Source organism: Oceanobacillus sp. FSL W7-1304 (genome assembly GCF_037969805.1).
In the GTDB taxonomy this organism is placed as follows: Bacteria; Bacillota; Bacilli; order Bacillales; family Amphibacillaceae; genus Oceanobacillus; species Oceanobacillus profundus.
Genome location: NZ_CP150211.1, coordinates 337,391 through 353,038, shown reverse-complemented (window position 1 = coordinate 353,038; position 15,648 = coordinate 337,391). Strand labels below are relative to the sequence as shown.

19 protein-coding genes are annotated in these 15,648 nt (G+C 37.3%); 1 reads left to right on the top strand and 18 read right to left on the bottom strand.

Translation table 11 applies throughout. From position 1 onward, the window contains the following. Positions 1 to 22: 22 nt before the first annotated feature. The 8 genes from NYE61_RS01760 to NYE61_RS01725 all read right to left on the bottom strand — a co-directional run bounded on the left by NYE61_RS01760 (position 23) and on the right by NYE61_RS01725 (position 7,032). The gene (locus NYE61_RS01760; RefSeq protein WP_303449155.1) at positions 23 to 1,660 is read right to left on the bottom strand and encodes a cytochrome c biogenesis protein ResB; all 1,638 of its coding nucleotides are present in this window, start codon (positions 1,658 to 1,660) and stop codon (positions 23 to 25) included. A gap of 36 nt (positions 1,661 to 1,696) precedes the next feature. Next, the gene (resA, locus tag NYE61_RS01755; protein ID WP_095308917.1) at positions 1,697 to 2,266 is read right to left on the bottom strand and encodes a thiol-disulfide oxidoreductase ResA; all 570 of its coding nucleotides are present in this window, start codon (positions 2,264 to 2,266) and stop codon (positions 1,697 to 1,699) included. A 52-nt stretch (positions 2,267 to 2,318) separates the two neighbouring features. Further along, a complete protein-coding gene (locus NYE61_RS01750; RefSeq protein WP_118889601.1) occupies positions 2,319 to 3,062 on the bottom strand; it encodes a pseudouridine synthase in 744 nt (247 codons plus the stop codon). Between the two features lie 70 nt (positions 3,063 to 3,132). Then, positions 3,133 to 3,663, bottom strand: a complete 531-nt coding sequence (locus NYE61_RS01745) for a spore maturation protein (protein WP_095308914.1) — start codon at positions 3,661 to 3,663, stop codon at positions 3,133 to 3,135. Positions 3,664 to 3,665: 2 nt separating this feature from the next. Further along, complete coding sequence (locus NYE61_RS01740; RefSeq protein ID WP_095308913.1) at positions 3,666 to 4,250, bottom strand: nucleoside recognition domain-containing protein; 585 nt, start codon at positions 4,248 to 4,250, stop codon at positions 3,666 to 3,668. A 1-nt stretch (position 4,251) separates the two neighbouring features. Beyond that, positions 4,252 to 5,352 (bottom strand): D-alanyl-D-alanine carboxypeptidase family protein, encoded by a 1,101-nt coding sequence (locus tag NYE61_RS01735; protein WP_303449689.1) that lies wholly within the window; start codon positions 5,350 to 5,352, stop codon positions 4,252 to 4,254. Between the two features lie 245 nt (positions 5,353 to 5,597). After that, a complete protein-coding gene (scpB, locus tag NYE61_RS01730) occupies positions 5,598 to 6,197 on the bottom strand; it encodes an SMC-Scp complex subunit ScpB (RefSeq protein WP_095308908.1) in 600 nt (199 codons plus the stop codon). An 85-nt stretch (positions 6,198 to 6,282) separates the two neighbouring features. Next, positions 6,283 to 7,032, bottom strand: coding sequence for a segregation/condensation protein A (locus NYE61_RS01725; RefSeq protein ID WP_303449692.1), 750 nt, complete (start codon positions 7,030 to 7,032; stop codon positions 6,283 to 6,285). Between the two features lie 285 nt (positions 7,033 to 7,317). On the opposite strand from NYE61_RS01725, the gene NYE61_RS01720 reads away from it, so the two are divergent. Then, positions 7,318 to 7,410, top strand: coding sequence for a YjcZ family sporulation protein (locus NYE61_RS01720; RefSeq protein WP_095308906.1), 93 nt, complete (start codon positions 7,318 to 7,320; stop codon positions 7,408 to 7,410). A gap of 550 nt (positions 7,411 to 7,960) precedes the next feature. On the opposite strand, the gene NYE61_RS01715 is transcribed toward NYE61_RS01720, so the two are convergent. From NYE61_RS01715 to spoIIAA, 10 genes are all read right to left on the bottom strand, one after another. Continuing rightward, on the bottom strand, positions 7,961 to 8,344 hold the full coding sequence (locus NYE61_RS01715; protein ID WP_095308905.1) for a GNAT family N-acetyltransferase: 384 nt from the start codon (positions 8,342 to 8,344) through the stop codon (positions 7,961 to 7,963). A 191-nt stretch (positions 8,345 to 8,535) separates the two neighbouring features. After that, positions 8,536 to 8,985 (bottom strand): site-2 protease family protein, encoded by a 450-nt coding sequence (locus NYE61_RS01710; RefSeq protein WP_303449695.1) that lies wholly within the window; start codon positions 8,983 to 8,985, stop codon positions 8,536 to 8,538. 25 nt (positions 8,986 to 9,010) lie between these two features. Then, entirely contained in the window at positions 9,011 to 9,448 is a 438-nt protein-coding gene (locus tag NYE61_RS01705; RefSeq protein WP_095308902.1) for a peptidylprolyl isomerase, read from the bottom strand. An 83-nt stretch (positions 9,449 to 9,531) separates the two neighbouring features. Continuing rightward, complete coding sequence (gene lysA / locus NYE61_RS01700; protein WP_303449697.1) at positions 9,532 to 10,839, bottom strand: diaminopimelate decarboxylase; 1,308 nt, start codon at positions 10,837 to 10,839, stop codon at positions 9,532 to 9,534. Between the two features lie 95 nt (positions 10,840 to 10,934). Beyond that, positions 10,935 to 12,398 carry a spore germination protein gene (locus NYE61_RS01695; RefSeq protein ID WP_339316688.1) on the bottom strand — a complete coding sequence of 488 codons (1,464 nt, stop codon included), beginning with the start codon at positions 12,396 to 12,398 and terminating at the stop codon, positions 10,935 to 10,937. 31 nt (positions 12,399 to 12,429) lie between these two features. After that, complete coding sequence (locus NYE61_RS01690; protein WP_095308900.1) at positions 12,430 to 12,858, bottom strand: stage V sporulation protein AB; 429 nt, start codon at positions 12,856 to 12,858, stop codon at positions 12,430 to 12,432. Further along, entirely contained in the window at positions 12,836 to 13,525 is a 690-nt protein-coding gene (locus NYE61_RS01685; RefSeq protein WP_339316686.1) for a stage V sporulation protein AA, read from the bottom strand. The genes NYE61_RS01690 and NYE61_RS01685 overlap by 23 nt, the downstream gene beginning before the upstream one ends. A 544-nt stretch (positions 13,526 to 14,069) precedes the next feature. Further along, entirely contained in the window at positions 14,070 to 14,828 is a 759-nt protein-coding gene (gene sigF / locus NYE61_RS01680) for an RNA polymerase sporulation sigma factor SigF (RefSeq protein WP_095308897.1), read from the bottom strand. A 10-nt stretch (positions 14,829 to 14,838) separates the two neighbouring features. Beyond that, positions 14,839 to 15,279: an anti-sigma F factor gene (gene spoIIAB / locus NYE61_RS01675; protein WP_095308896.1), complete on the bottom strand. Its 441-nt coding sequence runs from the start codon at positions 15,277 to 15,279 to the stop codon at positions 14,839 to 14,841. Beyond that, complete coding sequence (gene spoIIAA, locus NYE61_RS01670; RefSeq protein ID WP_095308895.1) at positions 15,276 to 15,629, bottom strand: anti-sigma F factor antagonist; 354 nt, start codon at positions 15,627 to 15,629, stop codon at positions 15,276 to 15,278. The genes spoIIAB and spoIIAA overlap by 4 nt, the downstream gene beginning before the upstream one ends. Between the last annotated feature and the right edge of the window lie 19 nt (positions 15,630 to 15,648).

Sequence of the window (15,648 nt, the reverse complement as noted above, 5' to 3'; positions counted from 1 at the left end):
TTCGGTATATCCCAATAGCATGCTATTCGTCTAATTCCTGCTGGTCTCGGGCCATCGTAATTGGTGTATTTTCAATTGATTTCTCAATATCTTTTTTAATACCAAACCAGTTTTTATTTGTATGAGCTGCAAGTAAGATGCCATTTTCTTTTGGATGAATCCAAATTCTACGATGTTGCCAGTACATCCCTTGGATAACTCCGATCATGAATATTGCGGCCCCTAATATAAAGAACGGCAACGTGAAATCAACACGTAGTGTCAAACCACTAACATCATGTAATTCAAAATCTTCAATACCTACCTTGTATTCGTTTTCTCCAGTAGCGTCAATATTTTTCCCGATTCCGATAAAGCTGATTTCAGGTGTGTCACTTTCCGGAGGGTATACGGATAAGACGAAAGCTGGATTTCTAGGAAAATTTGTTTCCGAAGTTGGAATTCCATTATCTAATATGTAATCTGGATAATACTGATCAACTTGAACGCGGAACCCGCTATCCAATTCATATATAGAGTCAGGATTTGTTAAGTCTATCGTAAAAGAACCTAATGAAGATTCTTCTGGATCATCTGTTTCATGAACTTTAAAGGTCATATTTGTAAATTCATTTACCTGGTATCCAGATTGATACAGTGTATATCGATCAAATTTAGCTGGTTTATTCATTTGAATTGATTCTTCCAATATTGGCTCAAGTTCAGGTTCAGCACCTGGTACCGAAGCGTTAGTTTCTTGATAAATTACAATATCTGTCTGGAAATTACTTGGTACTACACCTTCCTGCTGAATAGCTTGTGCAAATCGTTCATCATTTTCGTCATGAACTTCCATGATAAATTCTTTGTTTTCGATATAGTATTCTCCATTCGTTCCAGGAAGAACGATCTGCTGTCCTTCTCGAACCCAAACATATTCTTCTGTATGCATTAACGGAGTAGTCCGTAGTATAGCTGCAATTAAAATTATGATTAACCCAATATGATTAACATATGGACCCCATCTCGAAAACCTGCCTTTTTCGGCAAGGATATGCCCATTCTCGTCTGTAATTTTATAACGCTGTTTTTTTAAGTTCTCTTTAACTGTCTCAATATCATCTGGAATGACTTGTTCTGACTCACTGTATAAGCGCTGTCTATTTAAAAATGTTTCATGGCGCTTTGCCTTCTGCCTTTTTAACGCTTTATACAACGGTACAAAGCGATCCAGACTACAAATAACAAGCGAAATACCAATGAGTGCAATTAATACCATATACCACCATGAACTGTATAAATTATGAAAGCCCAACTGATAGTAAATTAATCCTAAAATGCCATATCGATCTTCATAGAAAATAGCAGGATCTCGAGACACTGCATCTGCTGGTATGTAAATTTCCTGTGGAAAGATGGTTCCGACCATTGACGCCACTAGTGCGATGACAATTAGCCAAACCCCCACTTTAACGGAAGAAAAGAAACTCCATATTTTATCAATAATGGATTTGTTGTAGGTTTGTGAGCGACGGGCAGTTCCATCGTAGCGCATATTCAGTAATTTATTTCCTTCATTTCCATCTATGTGCTGGTTGCCTTCAATAGGCTTGCCACAGGCTTCACATAAAACCGTTCCTTCGGGGTTAACATGCCCACACTCACATTTAACTTTATTCATTTAAATCCCTCACAATAGCTTTCATGCTCAATTTGTTTACGGCTGTATTTCCTGTAAATACCCTTCAAGACTTTCTAAGCTAAGTGCTCCATTAACGACTTCTTGGATTTCTCCATCAGGGTTGATAAAGAAAGTGCTTGGTAATGGTACGACTTTATATAGATCCCTCACTTCACTTGTTTTATCATGAAGGATTGGGAATGTTAAGCCATAATCATCTATAAATCGATCAACTACAAGCTCTGTTCCATCCAAACTTACCGCTACGATTTCAATTCCTTTATCTTTATATTCAGGATAAAGCTCTTGCATATAGGGCATTTCCTCTTTACACGGCTTACACCATGTTGCCCAGAAATTAAGCATGACACCTTTCCCTTCCAGATCACTAAGTTGAATTGCCTCTGCATCATGATTCTGACTAATTTGCTGCAACTTAAAGTCTGGTGCTTTATCTCCAACCTTATATCCCCCGTTATCTTCTTTTAAGTGGGATACGAGTGCAAAAACTACCGCCGCTACTAAAACGGCAAGAATCGCTGTTCTAAAAATGAACCGGTTTCTTTTTTTCTTTTGTTTATTACTCTTCATTTGATCCAAACTCAAAATTATCACTCCCACACCGTATTATATCATCGAAATATAGTATGAAATTTGACTATTCTTTAACAATTTTGGAAGCTTGGTTCCTGATTTGTTTTATTTCTTTCGGTGTCAGAGGGCGATAATCTCCTGGTTTCAATCCATCCAACGTAAGCATACCATATTTTTCTCTTTTTAATTTCATGACAGGGTAGCCTAACTGCTCCATCATTCTTCTAATATGACGATTTTTCCCTTCATGCAAGGTTAATTCAAGCACCATTGTGTTTTTTTTCTTATCCGTAGATAAAATCGTATAGTTCACTGCTTTTAAAATATCTTTATCTGCTTTAATCCCTTTTCTTAGCTTACCGAGCTCTTTTTTATCAGGAACCCCTTTAATTTTAGCGACGTAGACCTTGTCTATTTCATGCTTCGGATGCATTAAAAGATTAGCAAATTCCCCATCATTTGTTAATAGCAGGATGCCTGACGTATCGTAGTCCAATCTGCCAATTGGAAAAACTCTTTCTGTCACTTCCTCCATTAAATCAATTACAACTTTCCTATTTTTGTCATCCTTCAAGCTGGAAATAACTCCTCTTGGTTTGTATAGCATGTAGTATACATGTGATTCTTTTTCCAGTGGGACACCGTTCACCTCAACTTCATCATCACTTGTTACTTTTGTGCCAAGCTCTGTTACAGTCTGTCCATTTACACGGACTTTCCCATCTATAATAAGCTGTTCTGCTTTTCTTCTAGAGGTTATGCCGCTTTGTGCAATTACTTTTTGTAGTCGTTCACTTTGATTTGCCATTCTATCACCATACTTCTACTTTATTTTCTACACAATAATAGCGTTAATATGGCATTAACGCTAGTTTTAGTTACCCGAATACTATTTTAACAATAATGATGGTTGAAAGTATAGCAATTAGGTCCGCCAGCAGCCCAACTTTTAAAGCATAGCGCATTTTCCTTATTCCAACTGCTCCAAAATAGACTGTTAATATATAGAGCGTAGTATCTGTACTTCCTTGCATTGTTGAGGCTAACCGGCCAATAAACGAATCAGGTCCATGTGTAGCGATCAATTCGGTTGTCATGCCCAATGCAGCTGTGCCAGAAATTGGCCTCACTAATGCAAGTGGCATGATATCAGCTGGTATACCAACCATCTGCAGCAATGGGGTAATGCTGTTAATAAAAGCTTCCAATGCTCCCGAACTACGAAGTATCGCAATAGATACAATCATACCTACTAAAAAAGGAAGCAAAGAAAATGCCATTTTGACACCTTCCTTACCTCCTTCTACAAATAATTCGTATGCGGGAACTCTTTTGATTACTGCAACGGACAATACGACGAGTAAAAAGGTTGGGATAAGCCAGGTGCTTACAAGCGTGATGATCTCCATAACTATTTCCTCCATGTACTTTTATAATGATAAAAACGATCAATTAAAATAGCACTGGTAACCGCAACTCCACTCGCAATAATCGTAGTACCAACAATTTCAGTCGGGGATACAGAATTATATTGCATACGGATTGCAATTACAGTTGTTGGAACTAATGTCAAACCAGATGTGTTTAATGCGAGAAAAGTAATCATTGAACGTGATGCAGTTTCTGATCCACTTAATTTTTTCATTTCCTCCATCGCTTTAATTCCAAGTGGTGTTGCAGCATTGCCTAAACCAAAGAGATTAGCTGTAATATTCGATACGATATAGCCGATTGCCGGGTGATCTTTTGGTATCTCAGGAAACAGCTTTACGATAACCGGCCGAAATACCTTTGCAATTCCTTTTAGAATCCCAGCATTTTCTGCAATTTTCATAATACCTAGCCAAAAAACAAGAATGCTTATTAGACTAATGGCTAATGTTACTGCCTCGCTTGCGCTCTCAAAAATTGCTTTGTTAACTTCATCCATTGTTCCATTAAACATTGCGAAAACAATACCTACAATTGCCATACACGCCCAAATTATATTGATCATTTTACTTCAATCCAATTATTTGTATTAAAATTGACGTAAAAGTCTGTTTGAAGTCATGATCGTTAGGCTCCAATCGATTTTGGAAAATATGTGTTTCCATCAATTGTTCATCATCCAAGTAAAAAACAGTTTTCCCAATAATCTCCTCATCTGTCGTCAAATAATTTGAAAGCAGAAACGTACTCGAAGTCAATACTTCTATCTCTTCAACAGATAACGGATAGGATACTTCGTCCTCTACAAAACCGTTTACCGTTAAATTTGTTTCATTCAACCTGTATTTTATTGGTCCTTCGTCTGAAAGTGGTTCCATCTGATAATTTTCATATCCCCACTCAAACATCGAGATATGGTCATTCCAATCATCTGGTGCATCGAGTGTCACTGCAATTAACTTCATACCGTCTTTTTCAGCAGTGGTTACTAAGGTTCTACCTGTTTGCTTCGTGTATCCAGTTTTCCCTCCTGTACAATATTCATAAAACTGTGTAAGCAGACGATTTTTATTTTTCCAGCTATATGATCTATTTTCAGAGATATAATTTTCCGAACCGCTTATTTCTTGAAATGTATTGTTTTCCATCGCATAGCGCGTAAGTATTGCCATATCGTATGCCGTTGAATAATGGGTTTCTGAATCAAGACCATGAGGGTTATCGAAATGTGTATTTGTCATCCCTAGCCATTTAGCTTTTTCATTCATCATATAGACAAACCCTTCCTCACTTCCCCCTACATGTTCAGCTATCGCTATTGCCGCGTCATTACCAGACCTAAGCATCAAACCATAAACAAGGTCTTCTAATTTCATTTCTTCACCTTGCTCCAAATAAATGGATGATCCTTCTGTATAAATTGCGCTTCTCGAGGCGGTAGCCATCTCATCCATTTTCCCGGATTCAATTGCTATAATTGCGGTCATTATTTTTGTAATACTTGCTATAGACGCTTCTTCATGTGCCTTCTTTTCATAAAGCACCCTGCCTGTGGATTGTTCGATTAAGATGGCGTTGTTGGCAGAAACAACAGGGGTTGCTTGTCCTGTAATTGGAAAACCAAGTTGCACAACTAAGAGAATAAGGATGAGTATGAGAAATCGCATCGTTTAATGCCTCCTTAGAAATCTTTAGCATTCGTTAAAGGATCATTCTTTGTTTTTTAATAACATGTATACTTTGGATTGCAAGCTTTTAGGTGAAAGTATTCGCTGCACTTTTACATCAAAAAGTTTTATTTCTATTTATCAAAAAAGATGTCCTTACATTTTATGCACGGGACACGCTGTTATGCTAGATGATTTAAGAACAACAAAAAAACCTTACATGCCAGTATGTAAGGCTCAAATTTTTATTCATTAAAATTATTCTCAATTTCATCACTGAATCGCTCAAAAAATAAATCAGCTTCGTTACTGTCTGTATTATCCTCTTCGGATGGTTCAGGCAGCGGTGGAAGTTCGCCAAGAGAAGTTAAACCAAAATAGGTTAAAAAATCTTTGCTTGTTCCAAAAAGTATTGGCCGTCCAACACTATCTTTACGACCTACTTCCTCAATTAACGATCTCGCCGTCAGTGTTTGAACTGGCCGATCACTTTTAACACCCCTGATTTCGTCAATTTCTGTTCTTGTTATTGGCTGTTGATAGGCGATAATTGCCAATGTTTCTAAAGCAGCTTGTGACATTCTGCTGGTCTGTGGTAGTTCAAGTAATTTTTTGAAATAATTACTATGCTCTGGCTTTGTTGTTAAATGAAGTACTTCATGCGACTTCATAATCATTAAGCCACGGTCTTTACGTTCATAATCATATGTCAGTTCTTCAAGAATGTGTTCAACTGCTGATTCTGACACTTCTAGTACCTTACACACTTGCTTTATCGTAATGCCTTCATCTCCACTAGCAAAAAGTAATCCTTCGACAACGGCTTTTAATTCTTCTATTTCCACAATCTATTCCTCCAAATATTAGAAAACTCGGCATGGGCTTATCCTTAAGCGATGCCTTCTATGTAATGAAGCAGAAAAGAAAGCTTTATGCTTTATTTTCTGCAAATATATACAATGTATCGAAATGCTTCGTTTGTTTGCAATAGATTTCCTTACCTTTCATAAGCTCTAAAATTGCAATAAACGTGACGACTACATGAGTTCTTGATGGATAGGGAAATAACTGATCGAATTCAATCCCCTTACCTTGTGTTGACTTTACTTTGGTCAACACATCTTGCATCCGCTGCTCAATCGGTATGTCCATCCGTTGTACAGTAGTATCTAGTGGTTTATTCCACTTTTTACGTTCAAACATTTTCCCCAGAGCACCGAGCATATCATAAATGGAGACATCTCCCTGTACTACCGGTTGTTTTTCGAATGTTAATTCATCGAAAACAGTTGGTGGTCTTGTAAATATTTGATTTGCTTCTACCTCCTTTTCCTTCAACCGTTCAGCAGCTTCTTTATATTTCCGATATTCGATCAGTCGTTGCATCAGTTCTTCTCTCGGATCCTCTGCGTATTCTTCCATATCATTATCTTCAATAATTTCTTGTTTAGGCAGTAGCATCTGACTTTTAATCGCTACTAACGTGGAGGCCATAACTAGGTATTCACTTGCAATATTTAATTCAAGCTGTTGCATGGTATGTATATACTCCATGTATTGTTTCGTTATCTGTGCCATCGGAATGTCGTATATATCAATTTCATACTGATTGATTAAATGCAGCAATAAATCAAGCGGACCTTCAAATGCGTCTAATTTTACCTCGTATGCTTGATTCACAGTAGTTCCTTCCTTTCATTTGTACAATTTGAGTCTTTTTACTAATAATTCCCAGGTGAAGCGTTGCAATATTTCTGTATCAATTAAAATATAGAAAGTTTAAGTTTACCATGATCTACCCTGAAGGCAAGCGCAGCAAGTGTTTTGACTTTCTTTTGTTACAAATTTATTTATAGTTTGGCATATGCGCCCATACAACACACTTTTTTTTAACATAAGCTATTAGCGTAAGATAAATGTTACCACAAAACATTTCTGGAAAGAAGAAAAAGGAGGAAGTTCGTTATGAGTCAAGGTTATGGTGGTTATGGTGGAGGCTTTGCGTTAATTGTAGTTTTGTTCATTCTCTTGATTATTGTCGGTTGTGCTTGGTTCTAATTAGATAGCCGAAAAATTATATAGCATATAAAGCACTGGAATTATGAAGGCTACTAATGCACTACGGTTATCATAAATTAGAACAAAACCGAAACTCTGCTAAGTGTTCATGTAAGATAAAAATTTGTAGCTTCAAAGAAAAACCAGCCCTTATGAAAAGGGGGCTGGTTTTTCTTATTGGTTAGGAAATATAAAATCGACTGATTCTTATACGAGAGCAGCCACGTTCAGCTATAGCACCCAGCGAGACTTTCCTCATGACGCGATAAAGAAGACTTGCCTACTGTCAAAGACATATGAGGCTTAGTCGCACTTATGCCCTTGTGGTCAAATCAGGCTCCGACTCCAGGTAATGGATGGCCGACTAAATCAGGCTCAAGCCTAACGTCAGCATCCCCCTTACTGAGGCATGTTTCCTTTTAGATGAACTTGACTTTTCTCCCAAAAGATGAAAGTTATCGTTCATCTTATACTTTGGAATAAATCTCCTACGTAGGAATGTTCGAGGCGCAGTCCATACGTCCCTAACTGGGCACTTCCGCTTTTGTGCTTAGCTATCAGAAGCATCTGCGCTGTCTTCTGCTAGTGTACATTTATTATAAAAATCCTGTATTTCATCCGTCGTACTAACAGCATATTTGTTCTGATAGATACGAATGACTTCATTGACCATCTTTTGACCGATTCCAGCATTTCGGTGAGAAGGATTGACTGAAACATGCTGCACGATTGCGTCTATACCATTTTCAATCCTAATTCCAATCGCACCTAATACATCATCTTCCTCTTTCCATAAATGAAGATGCCAGTCATCATTGGATTCATACTCTTTAATGGTCTGTTGCAATTTCTTAACGTCTTTCTTTTCTTCAGGCATAAAAGACAATAGACCCATTGCAATCTTTTCATGATTTTTTTTATAACGAATTAACATATTTACCCCTCATTAATAAAACCTTTTGATCTTTAAGAAATGATCTGTGAACATGGAAAACTGTTTTATAAACATACTTATATTATATTTATGGCACTATTAAATGTGTTTGTCAAATATACATACTGGAAAAAGGTTTCCAGTTTCAAGCATTGACAATTTTCACATAAATCATACGATTGTATAATAGATTATTTTCTGCTGATCAATCTAAAGATTGTAAATCCATCTGTTTGCTTCCCTTTGAATTTAAAAGGAATTAGATTCACAACAGCCATCCATACATTAAACCAAAAGAATAACTGTAAAAGACCATTTGTATTTACTTCCAGTATAATATAGATAAACGTCGCAGCCACTCCATTAAACATAGGGCCAAAAAATGTAATCCAAATAATTTCTGAATTATTATAAGGTCTTTCCCTCTCGGTTTTGGTTACTCCACCTATGAAGTAAACAGAACGCCATGTCAGCTCAAGGTTATTCATTGCGCTTGTCCATTGTCTTTTACCTATTCCTAAATTTATTTTAATACGATCTGCTTTTACCAACTTTGCACCGCATGCATGACCAAGCTCATGAATGAAAGTACAAATTGGTGCAATGATCAAAACAAGGCACACAAATAAATAAAGACTCATGGAAGTTGCCTAGATAATAATGTATTTATTCGCTGATTACTCGAACTTCTTTCATCACATCGCCATTTTGCATGGATTTGGCATGCTCGATTCCAGATGTTACTTGTCCGAACACAGTATGTACGCCATTCAAATGCGGTTGTGGCTCATGAACAATAAAAAATTGACTGCTTCCTGTATCTTTGCCTGCATGTGCCATTGATAGAGAACCTTCTACATGTGTATGTGGATTTCCTTCTGTTTCACATTTAATAGTATACCCTGCTGACCCAGTACCATTCCCAATAGGGCATCCGCCTTGACTTACAAATCCTGGAATGACACGGTGAAACGTTAAACCATCATAGAAATTTTCATTTGCAAGTTTCTCAAAGTTAGCAACCGTATTTGGTGCTTCGTTTGGGTAAAGTTCAAATTCAATTTTATTTCCATTTTCTAATAGAAAATATCCTTTTTTAGACATATAACAACATCTCCTCATTGATTTAGTAAAATCCAAAACTATTTTATCATTAATTATTTAGATTGGAAAGAATCGCCGCTTCTTTATTCATAGGACAAGTCATTTTTGACTACATCCTCATATGTTTCCCGTTTTACGACTAATTTATCGATTCCATCTTCAATAAACACAACTGCAGCATTCGGGAATCGGTTGTAATGACTTGCCATTGAATAACTATATGCTCCAGTAGCAAATACAGCTAGTATATCACCTGGTTCTACATCTGGAACTGGTAGATCCCAAATTAACATATCACCTGATTCACAGGCTTTACCCGCGATTGATACTTCCCTCGTTATTTTTTCCAACGGTTTATTGGCAATAACAGCTTCATATTTCGCTTGATATAGCGCAGGTCTGATATTATCTGTCATACCGCCATCTACGGAAACGTATTCCCTTACTCCAGGAATATCTTTCATCGCGCCAATGGTATAAAGCGTTATTCCAGCATTACCAACAATGGATCTACCTGGTTCAATCCAAATTTCGGGCATCGGGATATCTAACTCTTCCGAATTCTTTTGGACAGCTTGTACCGTTGCTTCTACATACTCGTGATGCCCTAACGGTTGGTCAGCCTTGGTATAACGAATTCCAAAACCGCCTCCTAGATTAAGCACTTCTGGTACATAATCATATTCTGCTTTCCATTTAGCAAGTTCATTAAATAAGATATCTACAGCTACCTGAAATCCTTCTGTTTCAAAAATTTGTGAACCGATATGACAATGGAGCCCTTTAAGTCGAATGGTTTTATGATTATAAAGTTGTTTTATAGCCTGAACTGCTTGACCGTTTTGAAGGTTAAATCCAAATTTCGAGTCCTCATTACCTGTCATAATATACTCATGCGTTTTCAGCTCTACCCCAGGTGTAACACGCATAAGAACATCCATTGTCTTATTTTGGGCATTTAGCTGCTCATCCAAGAGTTTAATATCATGGAAGTTATCAATAACAATACAACCGATGTCATGTTCAATTGCCATTGCAATTTCTTCGGCACTTTTATTGTTTCCATGCATATGGATTCGTTCTGTTGGGTATCCAGCTTGTAATGCTGTATATAATTCTCCCTCAGAGATAACATCTAGACATAAACCTTCTTGCTTCGCTACTTGCAGCATTGCAATGGAAGAAAATGCTTTACTTGCGTATGCAACTTTTGCCTTTACGTTCAGTTCCTTAAATGTATTGACAAAGCTTCTTGCATTTTCACGAATCATGGAAACATCGTAAACATAAAGTGGTGTACCATATTTTTCAGCAAGTGTTATCGTGTCTACTCCACCAATCTCAAGATGTCCGTTTTCGTTCGTTTGAAACGGATGATGATTAATTATCATAATATGTACTCCTCCACTTTTAATGTATGAAATAATAGGAATACTTTATCATATTGAAACATAAAAGCGCAAGTAACAAAAAGAACTAAACACTGTTAGTTCTTTTTATTAGATCGTCTATAATTATTCTTCGGATGCACAATACTTGGTCGAGTATACATATCTGGAACGGGCTTTCTTAAGAGAATATGAGACATTGCTTTTGCATTAAATGGCAATAATGGCCATAGATACGGTGTTCGAAGTGATTTGATATTTGCTAAAAATAGAACATTCACTAAGATTCCAATCACAAATCCTGGCAGTTCGAACAAACCAACAAGCAGGACGAGAAATAAATTCATTATTTTGTTGGCAACACTTAGCTCATAGCTCGGAGTAACATATGCTCCAATCGCACTAACAGACACGTAAAGAATCACTTCTGGACTGAATAAACCAACGTCAATAGCGATTTGACCAATTAATACTGCAGCAATTAATCCCATGGCAGTTGATAATGGTGTCGGTGTATGAATTGCTGCCATTCGGAGAAATTCTATCCCAATGTATGCAAGTATAATTTGTATCATTACTGGTATGTTTCCTTGTTCATTCGGACCGATAAATGATAATTCCTTTGGCAGCAGGCTTGGATCTAGCGCAAATAAGAGCCAGACTGGCAGTAGATACATGGAAGCGAACACAGCTAAAAACCGAATAAAACGTATGAACGTACCAATTGAAGGTGCCTGCCTATACTCTTCCGCATGTTGTAAATGATGGAAAAAAGTAGTGGGCAGGATAATGGCACTGGGAGACGTATCAACGAAGATTATAATGTGTCCTTCAAGCAAATGACTTGCAGCTACATCAGGCCTTTCCGTATAGCGGACAAGCGGAAAGACATTCCAATTTTGCCCGATAATAAACTCTTCGATTGTTTTTTCCGCCATTGTTATTCCATCGATATCGATTGCGTCCATTTTCTCTTTCACTAAGGTAATCAAATCATCATCCGCAATATCTTGTAAATAAGTAATACAAACATCTGTCTTCGAACGTTCTCCAACTTTTAACATTTCATTACGAATTCTTTCGTCACGCAATCTTCTTCGTGTGAGGGCAGTATTCTCAATTATGTTTTCAGTAAAACCATCTCTTGAGCCTCGAATCACCTTCTCCGTGTCAGGTTCCTCTGGGCTTCTACCCGGGTAGTTCCTGACATCAACTATAAATGCAAATTGTTCTCCATCGATAAAAATGGCAATCAAACCCGAAAGAATCTGATCTGCAGCTTCATCCATCGTTTTTACAAGAGTAACCTGTTGATGCACAATACGGTTTTCGATAATTTCGGCGACCATTTTGTAATTTGTTTCAACATCATTAATATCGATGAGTTGCTCCATTATTTCTTGTATAGTAGATGTTTCACATAATCCAGTAACGTAGTAAATATTGATTTTCCGCTTCAGTATAATTAATTCTCTATACCCTACATCGAAGGAATAGCCCATTCCTAGTCTATCTTCCATATAGGCTTTATTTTCTTCAATTTTTGGTGATATTTTTTTCATAGAAGTTTTATTTCCCAAATTTATTCACCTCTTATTTAACAAAATAGGTCCACTGGAATAGGGATCCGAATATCTTTCCAAATACAATTGCCATTAAAAGAACTAATAAATAATGGTCCAATCGCACTCTGCGGGATAATATTGGAAAAACATTCAATACCTCCGTTAAAGCTGCCGCAAGCATTCCATTGAAAATCCCGTGAAACAATCCCCAAAGCAGTAGTACTACAATCGGCTGCTGCAAATTTACTTCCGCAAATGAAAAATAAGTTCCCATCAAAAGCCCCAATATGACACTTGCACTGTATACTTTTATTAGTTTTTCTGTTTTACTTAATTGAATAAGCCTTGGGATAATACCAAGTACCGTTATAAACGCGACAAACCCAGCCCCCACAGCAAGACCCCCACTAAAACCAATGAGCATTTGCAAGAAGTTAACGATTAAGTTCTGTATCATTTAACTTGTTTTCATGATGATTTAAGTAACTATTAAGGTCTTGTTGATATTTATATATCTCTACTTCAAGCGGGCTAGGCTCTTCATTAAACCTTCGATTAAACCAATGATTAAAAAATAACAATGTTCCAATTCCTAAACCAAAAGAGTACGGAATCTGGATCCATAATGGGAATTCATTTTCTTCGCCAGTTAGCAGGAAATGAAGATGCTGTTGTACCTCCTGCATACTAACATCATTGTGGAAGTTCATAATTGTCATCGCTGTACCAATGAATAGCAAAATCCATACAAATGATGCAACCAATATGTTTAAGGGTTTTTTTTGCGTGTTTATTCGTACAATGGTTTGTTCCGGCCCAGAGATTTGGATTTCTAACCCTTCATATTCGTTTATTAAATGATCTATGATTAGGAAGCTGTCGATAATAACAATGTTCTTATCCTTTTTGGTAAGTCTGTATACAGGCGTGTTTTCCAGCTTATACTTCCGGATATTTGCAGCAGATATATGTGCAATATCCTTCAGCAGAAGCTGTTTAAGCGTATTTAATTCCACTGTTTTTTTCATTCGAAGATAGATAATCTCTGCCAATGGAATAACTTCCTTTCCATTTAAGCTATTACTGTTTCGTTTAGTATTTGTCAGTTGTGATAAATTTATCATACAAATGTGGTAAAACCTTTTTCAAAATGACTTTTCGCTTTCATATCATGATTTTTATTAAATTTTCTTTTGAAAGAAACTGGCGAACTAACTTCTCGGCTGTTTTCTTCAAGTATGTGCAATAATCGCCGTCCGGGCACCTAAGGGAACGGCTTTAACCCCTCCAGCCTACGAGCCATCAGACACGTGCTGTTCCAGCAGGACAAGCTTTTACATCGCACGAAGAAAATTGTTTTGTATTTTTGAGGAGTCACCGCCATACGCTCACCCGAACTGGTTTGAGCAAAAAATTTGTTTCGGTAAATTATGTTAGAAATAGCTAATGAGCCAATTCTAGCGGAGGAAACACACGTAGACTTCTTCGGGATACGCGGCCAGAGTGAGACACTGTAGAACGGAGTACGAAGAGCGTCGGGTCACCCGCGAAGAGCGTAGTGTGTTTCCGGAGCGGTTAGTCGCACAATCTCTCAATGCGCATTAATTAGAAGTCATATTAAATCGAACAAAAAAACACCACAGATGTGATGTTTTAAAGAAAGATCTATTAGGAAGAATCCATATTTTTCTTCATATCCTCCAGAATCTTTTTTTCCAGCCTTGAGACTTGAACTTGGGAAATTCCGAGCCTTTCTGCTACTTCTGTTTGTGTCTGGTCTTTGTAATAGCGTAAGTAGACAATCAACCGTTCACGTTCAGTTAGATTCTGGATTGCTTCCTGTAATGTAAGTTTATCGAACCATTTTGTATCCTGGTCGGCAATTTGATCCAAAAGCGTTATCGGATCGCCATCATTTTCAAAAACGGTTTCATGAATGGAATGAGGTGATTTCGCAGCTTCCTGCGCATGGACAACCTCTTCCGATGAGATCTCTAATGCATCAGCAATTTCTTTCACTGTCGGTGACCTTCCCAATTGTTTTGTTAGCTCGTCTTTTTTTCGACGAATTTTATTTCCTGTCTCCTTCAGTGAGCGACTTACCTTCACACTTCCATCATCTCTAATAAACCGTTGAATTTCACCGATAATCATTGGAACTGCATACGTTGAAAACCGTACATCATAAGACAAATCAAATTTATCAATCGCCTTAATCAGCCCAATGCTGCCAATCTGGAACAAATCATCTGGATCATAGCCCCTATTAATAAATCGTTGAACAACCGACCACACAAGGCGAATATTTCTTTCTACAAGAAGGTCTCTTGCCTCTTTATCGCCTTGTTGACTTTTTAATATATATTCTTTCACTTTCTCATCTGACAGCTGTTCCTTTTGGCGGGTGTTTTTAACATTTACATTCATGGCAGCCCCCTCAGTTATAGACTGTTTTGGTCTTTGATAGCTGCTTTGTCATATATACTGCAGTTCCCTCGTTAGGGTTCGAAATGACCTCAACAGAATCCATAAAGTTTTCCATGATTGTAAATCCCATTCCTGATCTTTCCATTTCTGGTTTTGATGTATACAGCGGCTCTAATGCCTCTGTTACATTTGGAATTCCAATTCCATTATCCTTAATTGTTAATTCAATTTCCTCATCATTCAATGTACATGTAATATAAACTTTATGATGTGCTTCCCCATTATAGCCGTGGATAATCGCATTCGTTACCGCTTCTGAAACGACAGTCTTAATTTCTGTCAGTTCATCCATTGTCGGATCCAGCTGTGCTATAAAAGCCGCGACAGTCACTCTAGCAAAAGCTTCATTCTCACTCACACTTGAGAATTCCAAATTCATTTCGTTTTTCATGAAGCCACCCCCAGTGTTGCTAATGCAAATTCTTCATTCTCCTCAAGTCTGACAATTTTAAACAGGCCTGACATTTCAAATAAGCGCTTTACAGGTGGTGAAATGGAACATACTACCATTTCACCACCTAATTGAATAACCTCTTTATATCGGCCGAGTACAACACCAAGTCCGGAACTATCCATAAACGTTACTTCTTCAAGGTTGAGTATGATATGCTTAACTGGATTTACATACAACATATCTTTCCACTTATCACGTAACAATTCTGCTTCATGATGATCCAATTCACCTGATAGTCTTACTATTAAGACGTCACCCTTCACATCAAATATTGAATGAAGCCCCATATTTATTCCTCCTTATAAG

What these genes read in the sequence shown, in the direction of transcription:
- sigF (WP_095308897.1), bottom strand. Translation starts at nt 14,828, where the DNA reads ATGAATGTAAATGTTAAAAACACCCGCCAAAAGGAACAGCTGTCAGAT.
- spoIIAA (WP_095308895.1), bottom strand. Translation starts at nt 15,629, where the DNA reads ATGGGGCTTCATTCAATATTTGATGTGAAGGGTGACGTCTTAATAGTA.
- NYE61_RS01760 (WP_303449155.1), bottom strand. Translation starts at nt 1,660, where the DNA reads ATGAATAAAGTTAAATGTGAGTGTGGGCATGTTAACCCCGAAGGAACG.
- NYE61_RS01720 (WP_095308906.1), top strand. Translation starts at nt 7,318, where the DNA reads ATGAGTCAAGGTTATGGTGGTTATGGTGGAGGCTTTGCGTTAATTGTA.
- NYE61_RS01740 (WP_095308913.1), bottom strand. Translation starts at nt 4,250, where the DNA reads ATGATCAATATAATTTGGGCGTGTATGGCAATTGTAGGTATTGTTTTC.
- NYE61_RS01690 (WP_095308900.1), bottom strand. Translation starts at nt 12,858, where the DNA reads ATGATACAGAACTTAATCGTTAACTTCTTGCAAATGCTCATTGGTTTT.
- NYE61_RS01695 (WP_339316688.1), bottom strand. Translation starts at nt 12,398, where the DNA reads ATGAAAAAAATATCACCAAAAATTGAAGAAAATAAAGCCTATATGGAA.
- NYE61_RS01735 (WP_303449689.1), bottom strand. Translation starts at nt 5,352, where the DNA reads ATGCGATTTCTCATACTCATCCTTATTCTCTTAGTTGTGCAACTTGGT.
- NYE61_RS01745 (WP_095308914.1), bottom strand. Translation starts at nt 3,663, where the DNA reads ATGGAGATCATCACGCTTGTAAGCACCTGGCTTATCCCAACCTTTTTA.
- NYE61_RS01685 (WP_339316686.1), bottom strand. Translation starts at nt 13,525, where the DNA reads ATGATAAATTTATCACAACTGACAAATACTAAACGAAACAGTAATAGC.
- spoIIAB (WP_095308896.1), bottom strand. Translation starts at nt 15,279, where the DNA reads ATGAAAAACGAAATGAATTTGGAATTCTCAAGTGTGAGTGAGAATGAA.
- lysA (WP_303449697.1), bottom strand. Translation starts at nt 10,839, where the DNA reads ATGATAATTAATCATCATCCGTTTCAAACGAACGAAAACGGACATCTT.
- NYE61_RS01710 (WP_303449695.1), bottom strand. Translation starts at nt 8,985, where the DNA reads ATGAGTCTTTATTTATTTGTGTGCCTTGTTTTGATCATTGCACCAATT.
- NYE61_RS01705 (WP_095308902.1), bottom strand. Translation starts at nt 9,448, where the DNA reads ATGTCTAAAAAAGGATATTTTCTATTAGAAAATGGAAATAAAATTGAA.
- NYE61_RS01750 (WP_118889601.1), bottom strand. Translation starts at nt 3,062, where the DNA reads ATGGCAAATCAAAGTGAACGACTACAAAAAGTAATTGCACAAAGCGGC.
- NYE61_RS01715 (WP_095308905.1), bottom strand. Translation starts at nt 8,344, where the DNA reads ATGTTAATTCGTTATAAAAAAAATCATGAAAAGATTGCAATGGGTCTA.